The organism is Burkholderia metallica, assembly GCF_001718555.1.
Lineage (GTDB): Bacteria > Pseudomonadota > Gammaproteobacteria > Burkholderiales > Burkholderiaceae > Burkholderia > Burkholderia metallica.
The window spans coordinates 3435140-3450970 of record NZ_CP013401.1 but is presented as its reverse complement, the minus strand read 5'-3'; the positions used below and the strand labels follow the sequence as shown (position 1 = coordinate 3450970).

Genomic DNA, 15831 nt, shown 5'->3' with positions numbered 1-15831 from the left:
TTCAAGAGTGGGGAACCATCATGCATGTCGGGTCGATTGTCTGCACTACCCATATCGCGGTGCCGAAGGGCGCGCGCGGCATCGTCCAGCGCATCCTGGGCGACATGGCCATGGTGACCTGGTACGCGGGCGTACCGGGCGAGTCGAAGGAACTCAACACCGAGCCGTTCTTTCTCGAGGACCTGATCGACACCGGCGAATCCGTGCTGCCGGCCGGCGCGGCGCTTCACTGAACGCACACGCCGCAGTCGGCGCTCGTCTTTCGGCCCCGCAGGCGGCACAATGCGGGGCATGAAAGACGCCACTTCCGCTCCCGCTTCTCCCGCCGGCCCGCCGTTCGCCGGACTCACGCCCGAATGCGTGCTCGACGCGCTCGACAGCATGCTGATGCCGGCCGGGCTGCGCACCGACGGGCGTCTGCTCGCGCTCAACAGCTACGAAAACCGCGTGTACCAGGTGGGCATCGAAGACGGCCCGCCGGTCGTCGCGAAGTTCTATCGTCCGGCACGCTGGTCGGACGAAGCGATCCTCGAAGAGCACGCGTTCGTCGCCGAACTCGCCGCGCGCGAGATTCCGGCGGTGCCCGCGCGCGCATTCGACGGCCGCACGCTGCACACGTTCGACGGTTTCCGCTTCTCGATTTTCGAGCGGCGCGGCGGCCGCGCGCCCGACCTCGATCGCAGCGACACGCTCGAATGGCTGGGCCGCTTCATCGGCCGGATCCATGCGGTCGGCGCGACCGAGCCGTATGCCGCGCGCCCGGTGCTCGATATCACGACGTTCGGCTACGAGCCGCGCGACTACCTGCTCGCGCACGATTTCATTCCGGATGACGTAAGGCCCGCGTACGAGACGGCGGTCACGCTCGCGCTCGAAGGCGTGGAGGCCGCGTTCGAGCGGGCGGGCGACATCCGCCTGCTGCGCACGCACGGCGACTGTCATCCGAGCAACGTGCTGTGGACCGATGCCGGCCCGCACTTCGTCGATTTCGACGACAGCCGGATGGCGCCCGCGATCCAGGATCTGTGGCTGCTGCTGCCTGGCGATCGCGAAGGCGCGTCGCGTGCGCTGGCCGACCTGCTGGCCGGCTACGAGGATTTCTGCGAATTCGAGCCGCGCGAGCTGCATCTCGTCGAAGCGCTGCGCACGCTGCGGCTGATCCACTACGCGGCCTGGCTCGCGCGGCGCTGGGACGATCCCGCATTTCCGGCCGCGTTCCCGTGGTTCAACACGCATCGTTACTGGGAAGCGCGCGTGCTCGAGTTGCGCGAGCAGATCGGCGCGATGCAGGAAGGGCCGCTCTGGCCCGTGTGACGGCGCGCGCGGCAGCTTCGCCGCGCGACAGGTTCAGCGCGGGCCGCTGCGAATCCGCGGCCCGTTTCGCTCAGAACTTCAGCATCATCTTGATCACGGCGGCGAAGCGCTTGCCATAAGGCGGCGCGATCAGCCCGCGCGTATTCAGGCGTGCCTGCGTGAGCACCGGCTTCATCTTCGAGAACGTCACGAAGCCGTCGTAGCCGTGATACGCGCCCATCCCGCTCGCACCGACGCCGCCGAACGGCAAGCTGCCGCACGCGATGTGCAGCAGTGCATCGTTTACCGTCACACCGCCCGAGATCGTTTCGCGCATCACGCGCTCGACCGTGCCGCCGTCCTCGTCGAACAGGTACAGCGCGAGCGGACGTGGGCGCGCATTCACATATGCGATCGCCTCGTCGAGCCGTTCGTACGGCACGAGCGGCAGCAGCGGCCCGAAGATCTCCTCCTGCATCAGTTGCGACGCGGCCGGCACCTGCGTGACCGCGCACGGCACGAAGCGGCGCGACGCGGGGTCCGATTGCGCGTCGGACAGCGGATGCAGTTGCGCGCCGGCCGCCTGCGCGTCGCTCGCGAGCTGCTGCAGCCGTGCGTAGTGGCGCGGCGATACGATCGTCGTGTAGTCGCCGTTGGTCGACAGGTCCGGATACATCTTCGCGAAGCGTGCCCGCGCGCGCTCGATGAACGCGGCTTCCATCCCGCGCGGCAGCAGCACGTAGTCGGGCGCGATGCAGGTCTGGCCCGCGTTCAGCGTCTTGCCGGTGACGATCGCGTCGACGGCCGCATCGAAGCGCGCGTTCGGGCCGACGATCGCCGGCGACTTGCCGCCGAGTTCGAGCGTGACGGGCGTGAGGTTGTCGGCGGCCGCGCGCATCACGTGGCGGCCGACGTGCGTCGAGCCGGTAAACAGCAGATGATCGAACGGCAGCGCGCTGAACGCGGCGCCGACTTCCGCATCGCCGTTCACGACCGCGACGTGGTCGCGCGCGAAGGTCTTGCCGATGAGCTGCTCGAACAGCGCCGACGTGCGCGGCGTCAGTTCGGACATCTTGATGATCGCGCGGTTGCCGGCGGCGAGCGCGCAGATCAGCGGGCCGGCCGCGAGCAGCACCGGGTAGTTCCACGGCACGACGATGCCGACCACGCCGAGCGGCTGCGGCATCACCTTCGCGCGCGCCGGGTGCAGCCACTTGTTCATCGGCTTGCGGACCGGTTTCATCCAGCGCTTGCCGTGCCGGAGTGCGTCGTCGATCTCTTCCTTCGCCATCCAGATTTCCGACAGCAGTACTTCCTGCTTCGAGCGATGACCGAAATCGGCGCTGATCGCTTCGGCGAGTGCGTCCGTGTTGTCGATCAGCATCGTGCGCAGCGCACGCAGGTGCTGGGCCCGCGTGTCCCACGCCGGGTACGGCGCCCGCAGGTACGCCGCACGCTGGTCGCGCAGCAGCGCCGTCAGCGCGTCGGCCGACGGCACGGCTTGCGGGGCCAGTTCGGGCAGGTCGTTCTTCATGTCGTCTCCTCCAGTTGGGCCGGGCTGGTCGGCCGGCCGTCACGCCGCACGCGCACGCTCGGCGAGCGCGGCGACGCGGATCGGGGTGGTGCGTGTCGCGCGGCGCGAGGCCGGCTGCGACGGGTGCTCGAAAACCGGTTGAAGCGTGCAACGGGCGTCGCATCCGCGCGACGGTGTGCGCATCCGCCAACCCGGCCGACACGTGCGGGCATGTCGCGCGAGACGATGGCCAACCGGCACGCGGTGCGGTGTCGCGCGCGCCTGCCGGGGCACCGAAGCAGGGCGGCGCGACGAGTCCGCCGAATCGTGCCGCAGCGCACTTCGCCGCTGCAGCAACAAACCGTCCAAACGGTCGGCGACGACGCAGGCCGTTCGATTTCGATCGACTGCGCACACGACGTCGAGCCTCTTCGCGCAGGCAGCCGTTTGAAATGAAATGCGGGTTGCGCGCATCGCATCCGGACCATCCGGTCGGCACGCGGCCTGCAGAACCTGGCGCTGCATCGTCGTCACTCCCGTTTCGCGACGGCTCGGCTTCTCGTGGCCGGCACGTCGCGCAAAGCGAATCGATACATCTTAAATTTAGTTCACGCGGGCGTTTAGAGGAATCGCTCTTGAATCGGCGCGCCGCGCGCGCGACCGCCATTCCTACAATGCCCGAACATTACAAGAGGGGACGCGGTCGCGCGGCGGTGCCGGGCGCCTTCCATGACACGAAGGAGACGTGACATGCAATACGACTACATCATCGTCGGCGGCGGTTCGGGCGGCTCGAGCCTGGCCGGCCGTCTCGCCGATGCCTGCCCCGATGCGACGATCGCGCTGATCGAAGCCGGCTCGCATACGGAGCGCAACCTGCTCGTCAACATGCCGGTCGGCATCGCCGCGCTGGTGCCGTTCAAGCTCGGCACGAACTACGGCTACGAGACGGTGCCGCAGGCGGGCCTCGGCGGGCGGCGCGGCTACCAGCCGCGCGGGCGCGGGATGGGCGGCTCGAGCGCGATCAACGCGATGATCTATACGCGCGGCCATCCGGGCGACTACGACGAATGGGCGCAGCTCGGCGCGACGGGCTGGAGCTGGCAGGAGGTGCTGCCGTATTTCCGCCGCGCGGAAGGCAACGTGCGCGGCGCCGATGCATGGCATGGTGCGGACGGCCCGCTGTCGGTGTCGGATCTGCGCTTTCGCAATCCGTTCTCCGAACGATTCATCCAGGCCGCGCATGCGGCCGGCTATCCGCTGAACGACGATTTCAACGGCGCGACGCAGGAAGGCGTCGGCTTCTATCAGGTCACGCACCGCGACGGCTCGCGCTGCAGTGTTGCCCGCGCGTACATCTACGGCCGCAACCGGCCGAACCTGCACGTGATCACCGATGCGACGGTGCTGCGGGTGGTGTTCGAAGGCAAGCGCGCAGTCGGCGTCGCGCTTGCACGCAACGGGCGGGTCGAGACGCTCGACGCGCGTGCGGAAGTGATCCTGTCGGCCGGCGCGTTCAATTCGCCGCAACTGCTGATGTGCTCGGGGATCGGCCCGGCCGAGCAACTGCGCCGGCACGGGATCGCGGTCGTGCAGGATGCGCCCGACGTCGGCGCGAACCTGATCGACCATATCGATTTCATCATCAATACGCGCGTGAATTCGTCGGAGCTGGTCGGCGTGTGTCTGCGCGGACTCGCGAAGATGGCGCCGGCGCTCGCGCGCTATTTCTCGAGCCGCACCGGAATGATGACGAGCAACGTCGCGGAGGCCGGCGGCTTCATCAAGAGCGATCCGTCGCTGGAGCGCCCCGACCTGCAACTGCATTTCTGCACGGCGCTCGTGGACGACCACAACCGCAAGATGCACTGGGGCTTCGGCTATTCGCTGCACGTGTGCGCGCTGCGGCCGTTCAGTCGCGGCACGGTGGCGCTCGCGAGCGGCGATGCGCGCGACGCGCCGCTGATCGATCCGCGCTTTTTCAGCGATGCGCGCGATCTCGACCTGCTCGTGCGCGGCACGCAGGCGATGCGCCGGATTCTGTTGCAGGCGCCGCTCGCGTCGCAGGGCGGGCGCGAGCTGTACACGCGGGCCGACCAGAGCGAGGCGGAGCTGCGCCAGACGATCGTCGAACATGCCGACACGATCTATCACCCGGTCGGCACCTGCCGGATGGGTTCGGATGCGCGCGCGGTCGTCGATCCGCAACTGCGCGTGCGCGGCGTCGAAGGGTTGCGCGTGGTGGATGCGTCGGTGATGCCGACGCTCGTCGGCGGGAACACGAATGCGCCGTCGGTGATGATCGGCGAACGCGCGGCGGACTTCATCGTCGCCGCGCGCAAGGGCACGGCGACGCGCGGCGAGGCAGCCGCGGCGGTGCACGGCCGCTGAGCGGCGCGCGCACGGCGGCGATCATGCTCAGGCAAACGTATCGACGAGGCCGGCGCGGCTCACGCTCGCGGCGGCCGGTGCGGATTGCGCAGCGCCGGCCGGTGCCTCGACGGCTGACTGTCCGCCGTTCCCGCGCCGCGACGACGACTGGCCGCCGGCGAAGGTTTGCTGCGGGTTCTGTTGCTGCGACGCGAAGCCGCCGTCGCTGACGGTCGCGCTGCCGAGCCCGAGCCCGCCCGCTTCCATCGCCTCGCGCAGCTTCGGCAGCGCGGCTTCGACCGCTTCGCGCACTTGGGCGTGCTGCGACACGAACAGCGCATGCGCGTTGTTGTCCGCGACGCGCAGCACGACCTGCAGCGGCCCGAGATCGGCCGGATTGAGCGTCAGCTCGGCGCTCTGCTGGTGCGCATTCGACAGGAACACGACCTTCTGGCTCAGCGCGTCCGTCCAGTCCGGGGTGCCGACGTGGGGCGCGAGCACGTGCGCGTTCGCGGCGGCGATCGCCCCCGCGGCCGGCGACAGCTGCAGGTTCGCCTGTGCGGCGGCAGCGGCCGTCGCGCCGGCCGCGAGCGTCGCGCTGGCGGCCGGGTCCGTCGCGGCGCCGGCTGCCGCGAGCGCGTGCTGTTCTCCCGACTGCGCGTTCGCGCTGGCCTGCAGCGCCTGCGCGGCGGCCGGCGTCGGCGTTTGCTGGGTGGCAAGCGCGCCCTTCGCGTCGGCGAGCGTGCGGTCGAAGCTCGGCGCCTTCGGTGTCAGCGGTGCGGCGGTGCCGGTCGCTGCGGCGGAGGCCGGTGCGGACGCCGTCGCCGTCGCGCCGGTCGCGGGCATCGCGATCGCGCCCGCGCCGCCCGCGCCGCCCGTCAGCCTGTCGAGCGCGGTTTGCAGCGCATCGCGGCCCGACGCCGGCGCGGCCGGCGGGGAGGCTGCGCTCGCGTCGCCGGTCGCGTGATCCGCCAGCGTGGCCGTGGCATCGGGCTGGCCGGACACGGCCGTTTTCTGCGCGGCGGCGGCCGTTGCATCGGCCGGCGTCGCGTTGTCCGTGCGCGCCTGTAGTTGCGCCTGCAACGCCGCGGCGGCCGCGAGCGCGGCGGCGTCGGGGTTGGTGGCGGCGTTCGCGGTCGTATCGTCGTTCGCGTCGCTGTCATCGGCCGCGGACGGCTTCGTGCCGGCGGCCGGCTTCGACGCAGCCTGTTTCGGCGACGCATCCGGCACGCCGGAGTTCGACGCGTCGTGACGCGTGGCGACGCTTTGCTTCAGCGTCTGCGCGAACGGGACGGCGGCCGTGGCGGTCGCGGCATCGTTGCCGGCGGCGCCGGACGCAGCCGCGCCGCGGGCGGCCTTGAGTGCGGTGCCGGCGGTGTCGAGCAGCGCGCCGAGCAGGGGCAGGGGAGGCATGGCGATTCTCTCGTTCGAATGCGGTGGTCGGTTACGACGAACGGGCCGCGTCGGCCCGCATGCGCAGGATCTTCGCGGCGTGTTCGTCGGCGTCGCGCTGTTCGCGCCGGGCGTCGCGCATCGCATCCTGCGCGGCGCCGCGCGCCTGCAGGATTTCGAACGAGCCGACGGTGCGTTTCTTCTGTTGCCAGTTCGGGCGGGCTTCGTCGATGCGGACCTCCGCCGCGGCCAGCACGCTGCGCTGCTGCGCGATCGCGGCGTCGAGCGTGTCGATGAATGCCTGGAAATTGCGCCAGTTGCCGGCCGGCATCCCGTGCTGCGCGGATTGCGAGAAGCGCGCGTGGTATTCGTCGCGGTAGCGCAGCAGCGCGTCGAGCTGCTCGGCGGCCGCGGTGCGCTCGCGCTGCGCGGTGCCGAGCTGCTTCGCGGCGGAATCGAGATCCTCCTGCGCGCGATCGAGCAGCAACTGAAGCGGAAAGCCGTGTGCCATCGGGGTCAGCCTCCGTAAGCGTCGAACAGCGCATCGAGCCCGGCGAGGCTCGACGCGAACGGCGCGCATTCGCGAAAGCCCTGCTGCAGGAACGCCTCGATGCGCGGATAGAGCGCGATCGCGCGGTCGAGCTGCGCGTCGCGGCCGGGCGCGTACGCGCCGACCGCGATCAGGTCGCGATTGCGCTGGTAGCGCGACAGCATCTGCTTGAACTGCCGGACGTGGTCGAGATGCGTTTCGTCGATCAGCGCGGTCATCGCGCGGCTGATCGACGCCTCGATGTCGATCGCCGGATAGTGGCCGGCCTCGGCGAGCGCGCGCGACAGCACGATGTGGCCGTCGAGGATCGCGCGCGCCGAATCGGCGATCGGGTCCTGCTGGTCGTCGCCTTCGGTCAGCACCGTGTAGAACGCGGTGATCGAGCCGCCGCCTTCGGGCCCGTTGCCGGTGCGCTCGACGAGCGCGGGCAGCTTCGCGAACACCGACGGCGGGTAGCCCTTCGTCGCGGGCGGCTCGCCGATCGCCAGCGCGATCTCGCGCTGCGCCATCGCATAGCGTGTCAGCGAATCCATCAGCAGCAGCACGTGCTTGCCCTGGTCGCGGAAATACTCGGCGAGCGACGTCGCGTACGCGGCGCCCTGCATCCGCAGCAGCGGCGACACGTCGGCCGGCGCCGCGACGACGACCGAGCGCGCGAGCCCGTCCTCGCCGAGAATCTGTTCGATGAATTCCTTCACTTCACGGCCGCGCTCGCCGATCAGCCCGATCACGATCACTTCCGCGCTCGTGTAGCGCGCCATCGTGCCGAGCAGTACCGACTTGCCGACGCCGGAGCCCGCGAACAGGCCCATCCGCTGCCCGCGGCCGACGGTGAGCAGCGCGTTGATCGCGCGCACACCGACGTCGAGCACGTGGTGGATCGGTTCGCGCTCGAGCGGGTTGATCGACGGCGCCGACAGCGGCGCGTCGACCTTCGACGCGAGCGGGCCGAGGCCGTCGAGCGGGCGCCCCGACGCGTCGACGACGCGCCCGAGCATTTCCCAGCCGACCGGCAGGCGCTTGGCGCCCGCGAGCGGATCGGTGACGGGCGCGCTTTCGCGCGGCCACACGCGCGCGCCGGGCAGCACGCCGGCGACGTCGGTGGTCGGCATCAGGAACAGGCGATCGCCGGCGAAGCCGACGACTTCGGCTTCCGCGTGCGACAACGTGCTGCCGGGCGGCAGTTCGATCGTGCATTCGGCGCCGACCGACAGGCGCAGCCCGATCGCCTCGAGCACGAGGCCGGCTGCGCGCGTCAGGCGCCCGCACGGCCGCAGCGGCAGCGCGCGGTGGCTGCGTGCGGCGAGCCCGTTCAGGTGGGTGCGCCAGTGCGCGAGATGCGGATTGTGCGGCGCGCGCGGCGCGGCGCCGTCGGCCGCTGCCGCGGCGGCGTGCCGGCGCGGGTCTCGTGCGCTGTCGCGCGCGGCGTCCGGGCCGAACGACGCGAGCGCGAGTTCGCGCTCGAGCGGCGTCATGCCGTCGTGCGCGAGCGAATCGGGCGTGGGCGTCACCACGTGCTCACCTTGCCGATCGCGGCGGCGACGCGCTGCCAGCGGGTGGGCAGCGTCGCGTCGACCTCGCCGGTCGCGGCGTGCGCGCGGCAGCCGCCGCGCTCGATCGACGCGTCGGTGCGCACGTTCCAGCCGAGCGCATCGAGATCGTCCTGCAGATACGCTTCGACGACGGGCAGGTCGGCCGGATTCACCGCGAGATGCGGCGCCCCGGACAGCGCGGGTTCGGCCGCGAGCACGTCGCGCACGGCGGCCACCAGCGCGGCCGGGTCGTGCTTCACGTGCTGGCGCACGACCTGCTGCGCGATGTCGAGCGCGAGTTGCGCGAGGTCGGCGGCCAGATCGTGTTCGACGCTCGACACGGCCTCGCGGAACGACGCGGCGAGCGCCGCGAGCTGCGCGGCCTGTTCGCGCGCGTCGGCCCGGCCGGCCTCGAAACCCTGTTCGCGGCCCTGCTCGAAACCGGCCTGGTAGCCGAGCGCGTGGCCTTCGGCGTGGCCGGCCGCATGGCCTTCGGCGTGCGCGGCGTCGCGCACGCGCTGCAGATCCGCGGCGAGCGCGGCGGCGGCCGCTGCCGCGTCGTCGGGCGGCGGCGGGGGCGGCGGCGGGTCGAACGACGCCATCTCCCACCGCTGGTACGCGGTGAGGGTGCCCGCGCGATCGCTCGCCGAATCAGACATACGCGTCTTCCGCCTTGCCGCCGATCGCGATCGCGCCGCTCTCGGCCAGGTTGCGCACGATCTGCAGGATGCGGCGCTGCTGCGTCTCGACTTCGGACACGCGCACCGGGCCGCGCGCGTCGAGATCCTCGGCGAGCAGTTCGGCCGCGCGCTGCGACATGTTCGCGAGGAACTTCTGGCGCAGCGCGGGCGGCGCGCCCTTCAGCGCGATGATCAGCGCTTCCGACTCGACTTCCTTGAGCACCATCTGGATCGCGCGATCCTCGAGGTCGAGCAGGTTCTCGAACACGAACATCTGATCGACGATCTTCTGCGCGAGATCGGCATCGTACTGGCGCACGCTCTCCAGCACGCCTTCCTCGTGCACGCTCGTCATGAAGTTCAGGATCTCGGCCGCGGTGCGGATGCCGCCCATCGGGCTGCGCTTCAGGTTGTCGCTGCCGGACAGCAGGCCCGTCAGCACGTCGTCGAGTTCGCGCAGCGCGGCCGGCTGGATGCCGTCGAGCGTCGCGATCCGCAGCATCACGTCGTTGCGCAGCCGCTCGGTGAAGCACGACGCGATCTCGGACGCCTGGTCGCGGTCGAGATGCACGAGGATCGTCGCGATGATCTGCGGATGCTCGTTCTTGATCAGTTCGGCCACCGCGCCCGAGTCCATCCACTTCAGGCCCTCGATGCCGCTCGTGTCGCTGCCCTGCAGGATGCGGTCGATCAGCACGCCGGCCTTGTCCTCGCCGAGCGCCTTGGTCAGCACCGAACGGATGTACTCGCTCGAATCGAGCGACAGCGCGGTGTGCTGCTCGGCTTCCTTCGCGAACTCCTGCAGCACGTCCTCGACCTGCTCGCGCGTGACGTTCTTCAGCGCGGCCATCGCGGCGCCGATCTTCTGGACCTCGCGCGGCGCGAGGAACTTGAATACCTGCGCGGCCTCTTCCTCGCCGATCGACATCAGCAGGAGCGCGCTCTTGGTCAAGCCTTCAGCGTTCATCGGACACCCAGTTCTTCACGACGGTGGCGACGATCTTCGGATCCTGGCGGGCGATCGTGCGCGCGTAGTCGAGGTTGCGTTCGTAACGGTTCTTTTCGCTCTCGAAACCGAGCAGCAGCGCGTCGGGCTCCTCGGCCTTCTCCGGCGCCGGCAGGCCGTCGAGCGCGACCGGGTCTTCCGGCGCGGCGAGCGCCGGCGCGGCCGGCTCGGGCGGCGGGAAGGCGCGGCGCATCGCCGGGCGCACGAACATGAAGTAGAGCGCCGCCGCGGCCGCCGCGATGCCGAGCCATTTCGCGGCTTCCTTCGCCATCGCGATCATGTCGGGCTGGCGCCACCACGGCAGGTCGGCGTACGGATCGCTCGCGGTCGAGAACGCGCTGTTCACGACGTTCACCGAGTCGCCGCGCTTCTCGTCGTAGCCCATCGCGTCCTTCACGAGCTGTTCGACCTGCGCGAGCTTCGCGGGCGGCAGCGGCTGCATCGTCACGTGGCCCTTCGCGTCGGCGACCGGCTGGTAGTTGACGACGACCGCGACCGACAGCCGCTTCACGCTGCCCATCGGCTGCTCGAGATGGCGGATCGTCTTGTCGACTTCGTAGTTGGTCGTCTGGTCCTTGCGGTCGCTCACCGGGGTGGTCTGCGGCGCGTTCTGGCCGTTGCCGGCGACGATCGGCGCGGACGCAGGCTGCGGCGGCGTGTTCGACAGCGCGCCCGGCACGCCCGACGCGCCGCCCTGCGCGAGCTCGGTCGAGCTGCTGGTCTGCTGGCTGCGGATCGCGGCCTGCTGCGGCGTGCCGTTCGGGCCGTAGCTTTCCGACGTCTGCTCGATCTTCGAGAAATCGAGGTCCGCGCTGACCTGCGAGCGCGCGTTGCCCGCGCCGAAGATCGGCGCGAGGATCGCGTCGATGCGCTTCTGCGTGTTGTGCTCGACCTGCTGCACGTATTTGAGCTGGCTCGCGTCGAGGCCGGAGGCCGACGCGGTCTGGGTCAGCAGGTTGCCGTCCTGGTCGACGATCGTCACGTTCTTCGCGGGCATGTCGGGCACGCCGGACGACACCATCCGCGTGATCGCCTGCACCTGGCCCTCGTCGAGCACGCGGCCCGGGTAGAGGTCGACGAACACCGACGCGCTCGGCGCTTCCTTGTCGCGCACGAACACCGACGGCTTCGGGATCGCGAGATGCACGCGCGCACCGCGCACGGCGTTGATCGATTCGATGGTGCGCTGCAGCTCGCCTTCGAGCGCGCGCTGGTAGTTGATCTGCTCGGCGAACTGGCTGATGCCGAATTTCTGGTTGTCCATCAGCTCGAAGCCGACCGAGCCGCCCTTCGGCAGTCCCATCGCGGCGAGCTTCAGGCGCGTTTCGTGCACCTGGCTCGACGGTACGAGGATCGCGCCGCCGGCATCGGCGAACTTGTAGGGAACGTTTGCCTGCTGGAGCGCGGCGATGATCGCGCCGCCGTCGCGGTCCGACAGGTTGCTGTACAGCACGCGATAGTCGGGCGCGCGGCTCCACAGCACGAGCGCGGTGATCACGGCGACCGCGAACGCGACGGCGATCACGAACGGCAGCTTCGGGTTGCCCTTCATCCGCGAGATGCCGGGAATGCGTTCCGCGAAGCCGCCCAGCCCGAAGTCTGCGCCTGCGCCACCCGCGCCCGGCAGCGCGGCGGCCGCGGCGGCGCCGGGCGCCGGGCTGGCGAGGCCCGCGCGGGCGTCTGGGTTGATCAGCGAGTTGGCCTGCGAATCCATGCGTCGAGTTTCTCCGGAGCGGGACGACTGAGCTCGCTCGGACGAGCGGGCGGACAATGACACGATGCGATTATCGTGACCCGGGCCGCACTCCGATCGACCGAAAAGAACGGGGTTTCCCCCGTACTTTCTCGGCTTTGACGCGCGGCGCGCTGCTATCCTTTTTCGGAATCCGGCATGGCGCGCGTGGTGCGGCGCCGGCGGATCTCCCGGCACGTCCGGGTCTCTTCTCTCGGTTTTGGGGACAGCATGGCTGCGAACGTCAGCGGAATCGGTTCGGTGTTGCAACAGATGCAGTCGATGGCCGCGCAGGCGTCCGGCGGCGTCGCGAGCCCGACGGCGGCGCTGGCCGGCTCGGGCGCGGCGACGGCCGGCACGTTCGCGAGCGCGATGAAGGCGTCGCTCGACAAGATCAGCGGCGACCAGCAGCACGCGCTCGGCGAGGCGCAGGCGTTCGAGGTCGGCGCGCCGAACGTGTCGCTCAACGACGTGATGGTCGACATGCAGAAAGCCAACATCGGCTTCCAGTTCGGGCTCCAGGTCCGCAACAAGCTCGTGAGCGCTTACAACGACATCATGCAGATGTCGGTGTGACGGGCCGGCCATCCGGGGACGGCTATCCGGTTGGCCGCTATCCGAACCCGCCCATCCCGGAACCGTTATCCGGCCACGGCCATTCGCAAAGCGCCGCCGGGCTCGCCGGCGGACCGGCGCCTCGGCGCCCGGCAGCAGGCACGCTTGCCTAAAGCTTTCGCGATCCCTTCCGATAACTCCGGTGAAGGCCGCGTCGTGCGATGCACGGCGGCGGTTCCCGTATAGCCAAGGCAGAACAAGGAGAAGCGCATGTTTTCCCCAGGACACGCTGGAGCCAGTGCCTACGCGCGTGTCGGCGTCGAGACAGGGGTGATGGGCGCCTCCCCGCACCGGTTGATCGCGATGCTGTACCAGGGCGCGCGGCAGGCGATCGCGCTGGCGCGCATGCATTTGCAGCAGGGCAACGTATCCGCGCGGGGCGACGCGATCGGCAAGGCGATCCGGATCGTCGAGAGCGGGCTGAAGGCGTCGCTGAACCGCGACGCGGGCGGCGAGATCGCGGAGCGGCTGGACGCGCTGTATGCGTATATCGGCCGGCGTCTGCTGGAAGCGAACGCGCAGGCGAGCGACGCGATGCTGGTCGAGGTCGACCGGCTGCTCGCGACGCTCGAGGAAGCATGGACGGGGATCGCCCCGGAGGTCGCGCGGATGGCCGCGCAACAGGCAGTGGAAGCATCACGATGAATCGCAAGGCCGAATACTTCGAACGTTACGAGGCGCTCGCCGCCGTGTCGGGCCGGATGCTGGGCGCCGCCCGCAGCGCCGACTGGAGCGCGTTGCCGGGGTTGCAGGCCGAATTCATGCAGTTGGTCGACAGGCTGAAGGAAGCCGATTCCGGCGTCGTGCTCGACGAATCGGATCTCGGCCGCAAGCTCGACCTGATCCGCCGCATCCTGGCCGACGACGCCGCGATCCGCGATCTCGCGAGCCCCGACGTCGCGCGGTTGTCCGCGCTGTTCGAGGCGCGGCGCTCGACCCAGGTATTGACCGATCTCTACCGCGCGCGCGGGTAGCACCCGTTTTCCGGAGAAACGGGCGCGGGGGCGCGCCGTTCCCGGATTCGCAACGATGTGCAGGGCCTGTTTTACATATGGAATGCACGTGCGAATGCCCGAAGTCGCTCGTCTCCCAAGGGGACTTCCTTGCCGAGTGCAGGCAACGCGTGACGCGCGCCGTCTGGCCGAGCCAAGCGCGCCGAACGAAGTGGCCTTGGAGGACAGGCGACGAACGCCGCCGCCATGCGGGCGATTGCGCGCATTCCCGTGGAATGATTTTTTATTGGGCGTTTTCGCGAGAACGGCCGCTCGCCGCGTTGCGCGCCTTGCAAACACGTCGTCGGTCTTCGCGGCGTCTCGCGAGGACTTGCGTGGGTCGTCGCGAGCGGTCGTTCTCGTGGCACCGCCTATGCGGCCCTCTGGAAACAGACCCTGAGATGAGCAGGCTCCGATCATGACCGGTATCGACTCCGTTGCGGCCGCGCTGCTGGCGAGCCGCCTCGACAGCCTGCTGACCGGCACCGTGTCGGCGCCCGCCGGCGGCGGGGCGACCTCGCAGGTCGGCACGCCGGGCACCGGCGCGTCGTCCACGCCGTCGGCCGGCAGCCCGCCCGCCGCGCCGCCGGCGTCCACCCAGACCGCGCTGTCGGATGTCGGGCGCGTGCTCGACGCGATCTCGCGCGCGGGCGGCGATACGACGCCGGCGATCGCCGGACGCGTGCCGCTGCTCGCCGATCCCACCGTGCTGCTGACCGACACCGCCGTGCCGGCCCGCGCGCCGGCCGCCGCCGATCCGGCGGCGCCTTCCACGCCGGCGTCCGCTGCGGCGTCGTCCGCGGCGGCGGCGCGTGAAGCGGCCGCCGCGTTGCCGGTCGCGGCGCTGCGCGCGGCGCTCGCGCAGGCCGTGAGCGAAAGCGGCCTCTTCTACGAATCCCATCTGGCGCAGTGGCTGGCCGGCCAGCGTCCGCTCGCGGCGCTGCTGCGCGAGCCGCAGGCGCGCCTCGCGGCCGCGCTCGCGCCGGCCGACCCGGAGGCCGCGCAGCACGGCGCGACCGACGTGCTCGACGAACTGCTCGCGCAGCGTCCGCCGCTGCCGGCGGGCGCGCGCGCCACCGCGCAGCCGGGTACGCCGGCCCAGGGCGGCGCGCCGACCCGCGACCCCGCGCAGGCGTTGCCGGCAGGCGCACGGCAGGGCGCGTCGCTACCGCCCGATACGGCCGATCTGCTCGGCGAGCGTTCCGATCCGCGCTGGACGCCCGCGCGGGCCGAACCGGCCGCCGCCGCGCCGGATACGCCGGCGCAGACGCTCGCGCCCGTGCACCCGGCCGCCGTGCCGCTCGTCAGGCAGCAGCTCGACGCGCTCGCGACCGACCAGTTCCGCTGGACGGGCGAGGCGTGGCCCGGCGCCCGGCTCGACTGGACGATCGAGCCCGACGATCCGGGCAGCCGCGCGCCGCGCGGCGACGACGGTGCAGGCGACGGCATCGCGTGGCGCACGCGTCTCACGTTGACGTTGCCGTCGCTCGGCACGGTCGACGCGGACCTGGTGCTGAACGGCACGCAGCTCGTCGCGCGCCTGCGGGCGAACCAGACGGGCGCCGAGCGCCTCACGCGGCACGAGGCGGCGTTGCGACAGCGGCTCGAGGTGTCGGGGCTGCGGGTGGGCGGGCTGTCTATCCGCGCGGTCGACGACGGCCCGGATAGCTTCGACCTGTTTGCTGCGCAGGCGGCCGCTGCCGCGTATGCGCGCGGTGCGGCCCCGGCCGGCGGCCCGGCGACGCATGCGCGGGACACCGACGACGAGGCGCTGCAATGAGCATGACGTCCCGCAAGCGCGCGGCCGCGCTCGTCTACGATCCGAAAGGCGGCGATGCGGCGCCGCGCGTGGTCGCGAAGGGGTATGGCGTACTCGCCGAGATGATCGTCGCGCGCGCGCACGATGCGGGGTTGTACGTGCATACGGCGCCGGAGATGGTGTCGCTGCTGATGCAGGTCGACCTCGACGACCGGATTCCGCCGCAGCTTTACCAGGCGGTCGCGGATCTGCTCGCGTGGCTGTACGCGCTCGACCGCACCGAGCCCGCGCCGGACGACGCCGCACCGCGCTTTCCGTTGCCGCCGCTGCGCTGAGCGGCGCCGGCAACGCGCGACTTCTTACGAAATGCTGTCCTTGTCTTGCAACGGTATTTCGT

At 70.7% G+C, this 15831-nt stretch carries 16 protein-coding genes; 8 read left to right on the top strand and 8 right to left on the bottom strand.

The window, feature by feature from the left end:
- Positions 1–20: 20 nt before the first annotated feature.
- On the top strand, positions 21–233 hold the full coding sequence (locus WJ16_RS15605) for a hypothetical protein (protein ID WP_004198969.1): 213 nt from the start codon (positions 21–23) through the stop codon (positions 231–233).
- Between the two features lie 58 nt (positions 234–291).
- Positions 292–1314: a serine/threonine protein kinase gene (locus WJ16_RS15600; RefSeq protein ID WP_157126768.1), complete on the top strand. Its 1023-nt coding sequence runs from the start codon at positions 292–294 to the stop codon at positions 1312–1314.
- Positions 1315–1384: 70 nt separating this feature from the next.
- Here WJ16_RS15600 and WJ16_RS15595 read toward each other — a convergent pair whose 3' ends face one another.
- Both WJ16_RS15595 and WJ16_RS34825 read right to left on the bottom strand, forming a co-directional pair.
- Positions 1385–2827, bottom strand: a complete 1443-nt coding sequence (locus tag WJ16_RS15595) for a coniferyl aldehyde dehydrogenase (protein WP_069257824.1) — start codon at positions 2825–2827, stop codon at positions 1385–1387.
- A 39-nt stretch (positions 2828–2866) separates the two neighbouring features.
- Entirely contained in the window at positions 2867–3340 is a 474-nt protein-coding gene (locus WJ16_RS34825; RefSeq protein WP_157126767.1) for a hypothetical protein, read from the bottom strand.
- 216 nt (positions 3341–3556) lie between these two features.
- Between WJ16_RS34825 and WJ16_RS15590 the strand changes: the two genes are divergently transcribed.
- Positions 3557–5197 carry a GMC family oxidoreductase gene (locus tag WJ16_RS15590; RefSeq protein WP_069257823.1) on the top strand — a complete coding sequence of 547 codons (1641 nt, stop codon included), beginning with the start codon at positions 3557–3559 and terminating at the stop codon, positions 5195–5197.
- A 27-nt stretch (positions 5198–5224) separates the two neighbouring features.
- Here the strand turns inward: WJ16_RS15590 and WJ16_RS15585 are convergent, their stop codons facing one another.
- From WJ16_RS15585 to fliF, 6 genes are read right to left on the bottom strand one after another with little or no spacing between them, the layout of a single operon-like run.
- Complete coding sequence (locus WJ16_RS15585; protein WP_069257822.1) at positions 5225–6589, bottom strand: flagellar hook-length control protein FliK; 1365 nt, start codon at positions 6587–6589, stop codon at positions 5225–5227.
- 31 nt (positions 6590–6620) lie between these two features.
- Positions 6621–7079 carry a flagellar export protein FliJ gene (gene fliJ, locus WJ16_RS15580; RefSeq protein WP_069257821.1) on the bottom strand — a complete coding sequence of 153 codons (459 nt, stop codon included), beginning with the start codon at positions 7077–7079 and terminating at the stop codon, positions 6621–6623.
- A 5-nt stretch (positions 7080–7084) separates the two neighbouring features.
- The gene (gene fliI, locus WJ16_RS15575; protein WP_069257820.1) at positions 7085–8632 is read right to left on the bottom strand and encodes a flagellar protein export ATPase FliI; all 1548 of its coding nucleotides are present in this window, start codon (positions 8630–8632) and stop codon (positions 7085–7087) included.
- Positions 8626–9309, bottom strand: coding sequence for a flagellar assembly protein FliH (gene fliH, locus WJ16_RS15570; RefSeq protein WP_069257819.1), 684 nt, complete (start codon positions 9307–9309; stop codon positions 8626–8628). Before fliH ends, fliI begins: the two co-directional genes overlap by 7 nt.
- Complete coding sequence (gene fliG / locus WJ16_RS15565) at positions 9302–10297, bottom strand: flagellar motor switch protein FliG (RefSeq protein WP_069257818.1); 996 nt, start codon at positions 10295–10297, stop codon at positions 9302–9304. Before fliG ends, fliH begins: the two co-directional genes overlap by 8 nt.
- The gene (fliF, locus tag WJ16_RS15560) at positions 10287–12050 is read right to left on the bottom strand and encodes a flagellar basal-body MS-ring/collar protein FliF (protein WP_069257817.1); all 1764 of its coding nucleotides are present in this window, start codon (positions 12048–12050) and stop codon (positions 10287–10289) included. The genes fliG and fliF overlap by 11 nt, the downstream gene beginning before the upstream one ends.
- A 249-nt stretch (positions 12051–12299) precedes the next feature.
- Here fliF and fliE point away from each other — a divergent pair, with 249 nt between their 5' ends.
- The 5 genes from fliE to WJ16_RS15535 all read left to right on the top strand — a co-directional run bounded on the left by fliE (position 12300) and on the right by WJ16_RS15535 (position 15769).
- Positions 12300–12644: a flagellar hook-basal body complex protein FliE gene (fliE, locus tag WJ16_RS15555; RefSeq protein WP_069257816.1), complete on the top strand. Its 345-nt coding sequence runs from the start codon at positions 12300–12302 to the stop codon at positions 12642–12644.
- A 249-nt stretch (positions 12645–12893) separates the two neighbouring features.
- Positions 12894–13328 carry a flagellar export chaperone FliS gene (gene fliS, locus WJ16_RS15550; protein WP_069257815.1) on the top strand — a complete coding sequence of 145 codons (435 nt, stop codon included), beginning with the start codon at positions 12894–12896 and terminating at the stop codon, positions 13326–13328.
- Positions 13325–13657 (top strand): flagellar protein FliT, encoded by a 333-nt coding sequence (locus WJ16_RS15545; protein WP_069257814.1) that lies wholly within the window; start codon positions 13325–13327, stop codon positions 13655–13657. Before fliS ends, WJ16_RS15545 begins: the two co-directional genes overlap by 4 nt.
- A gap of 436 nt (positions 13658–14093) precedes the next feature.
- The gene (gene fliK / locus WJ16_RS15540) at positions 14094–15455 is read left to right on the top strand and encodes a flagellar hook-length control protein FliK (RefSeq protein WP_069257813.1); all 1362 of its coding nucleotides are present in this window, start codon (positions 14094–14096) and stop codon (positions 15453–15455) included.
- Positions 15452–15769, top strand: coding sequence for an EscU/YscU/HrcU family type III secretion system export apparatus switch protein (locus tag WJ16_RS15535; protein ID WP_006477526.1), 318 nt, complete (start codon positions 15452–15454; stop codon positions 15767–15769). The genes fliK and WJ16_RS15535 overlap by 4 nt, the downstream gene beginning before the upstream one ends.
- The last annotated feature ends 62 nt before the right edge of the window (positions 15770–15831 follow it).

Excerpts from the sequence above, each read along its gene's own strand:
- WJ16_RS15605 (WP_004198969.1), top strand. The coding sequence starts at position 21 with ATGCATGTCGGGTCGATTGTCTGCACTACCCATATCGCGGTGCCGAAG.
- WJ16_RS15600 (WP_157126768.1), top strand. The coding sequence starts at position 292 with ATGAAAGACGCCACTTCCGCTCCCGCTTCTCCCGCCGGCCCGCCGTTC.
- WJ16_RS15595 (WP_069257824.1), bottom strand. The coding sequence starts at position 2,827 with ATGAAGAACGACCTGCCCGAACTGGCCCCGCAAGCCGTGCCGTCGGCC.
- WJ16_RS15590 (WP_069257823.1), top strand. The coding sequence starts at position 3,557 with ATGCAATACGACTACATCATCGTCGGCGGCGGTTCGGGCGGCTCGAGC.
- WJ16_RS15585 (WP_069257822.1), bottom strand. The coding sequence starts at position 6,589 with ATGCCTCCCCTGCCCCTGCTCGGCGCGCTGCTCGACACCGCCGGCACC.
- fliJ (WP_069257821.1), bottom strand. The coding sequence starts at position 7,079 with ATGGCACACGGCTTTCCGCTTCAGTTGCTGCTCGATCGCGCGCAGGAG.
- fliH (WP_069257819.1), bottom strand. The coding sequence starts at position 9,309 with ATGTCTGATTCGGCGAGCGATCGCGCGGGCACCCTCACCGCGTACCAG.
- fliG (WP_069257818.1), bottom strand. The coding sequence starts at position 10,297 with ATGAACGCTGAAGGCTTGACCAAGAGCGCGCTCCTGCTGATGTCGATC.
- fliF (WP_069257817.1), bottom strand. The coding sequence starts at position 12,050 with ATGGATTCGCAGGCCAACTCGCTGATCAACCCAGACGCCCGCGCGGGC.
- fliE (WP_069257816.1), top strand. The coding sequence starts at position 12,300 with ATGGCTGCGAACGTCAGCGGAATCGGTTCGGTGTTGCAACAGATGCAG.
- fliS (WP_069257815.1), top strand. The coding sequence starts at position 12,894 with ATGTTTTCCCCAGGACACGCTGGAGCCAGTGCCTACGCGCGTGTCGGC.
- WJ16_RS15545 (WP_069257814.1), top strand. The coding sequence starts at position 13,325 with ATGAATCGCAAGGCCGAATACTTCGAACGTTACGAGGCGCTCGCCGCC.
- fliK (WP_069257813.1), top strand. The coding sequence starts at position 14,094 with ATGACCGGTATCGACTCCGTTGCGGCCGCGCTGCTGGCGAGCCGCCTC.
- WJ16_RS15535 (WP_006477526.1), top strand. The coding sequence starts at position 15,452 with ATGAGCATGACGTCCCGCAAGCGCGCGGCCGCGCTCGTCTACGATCCG.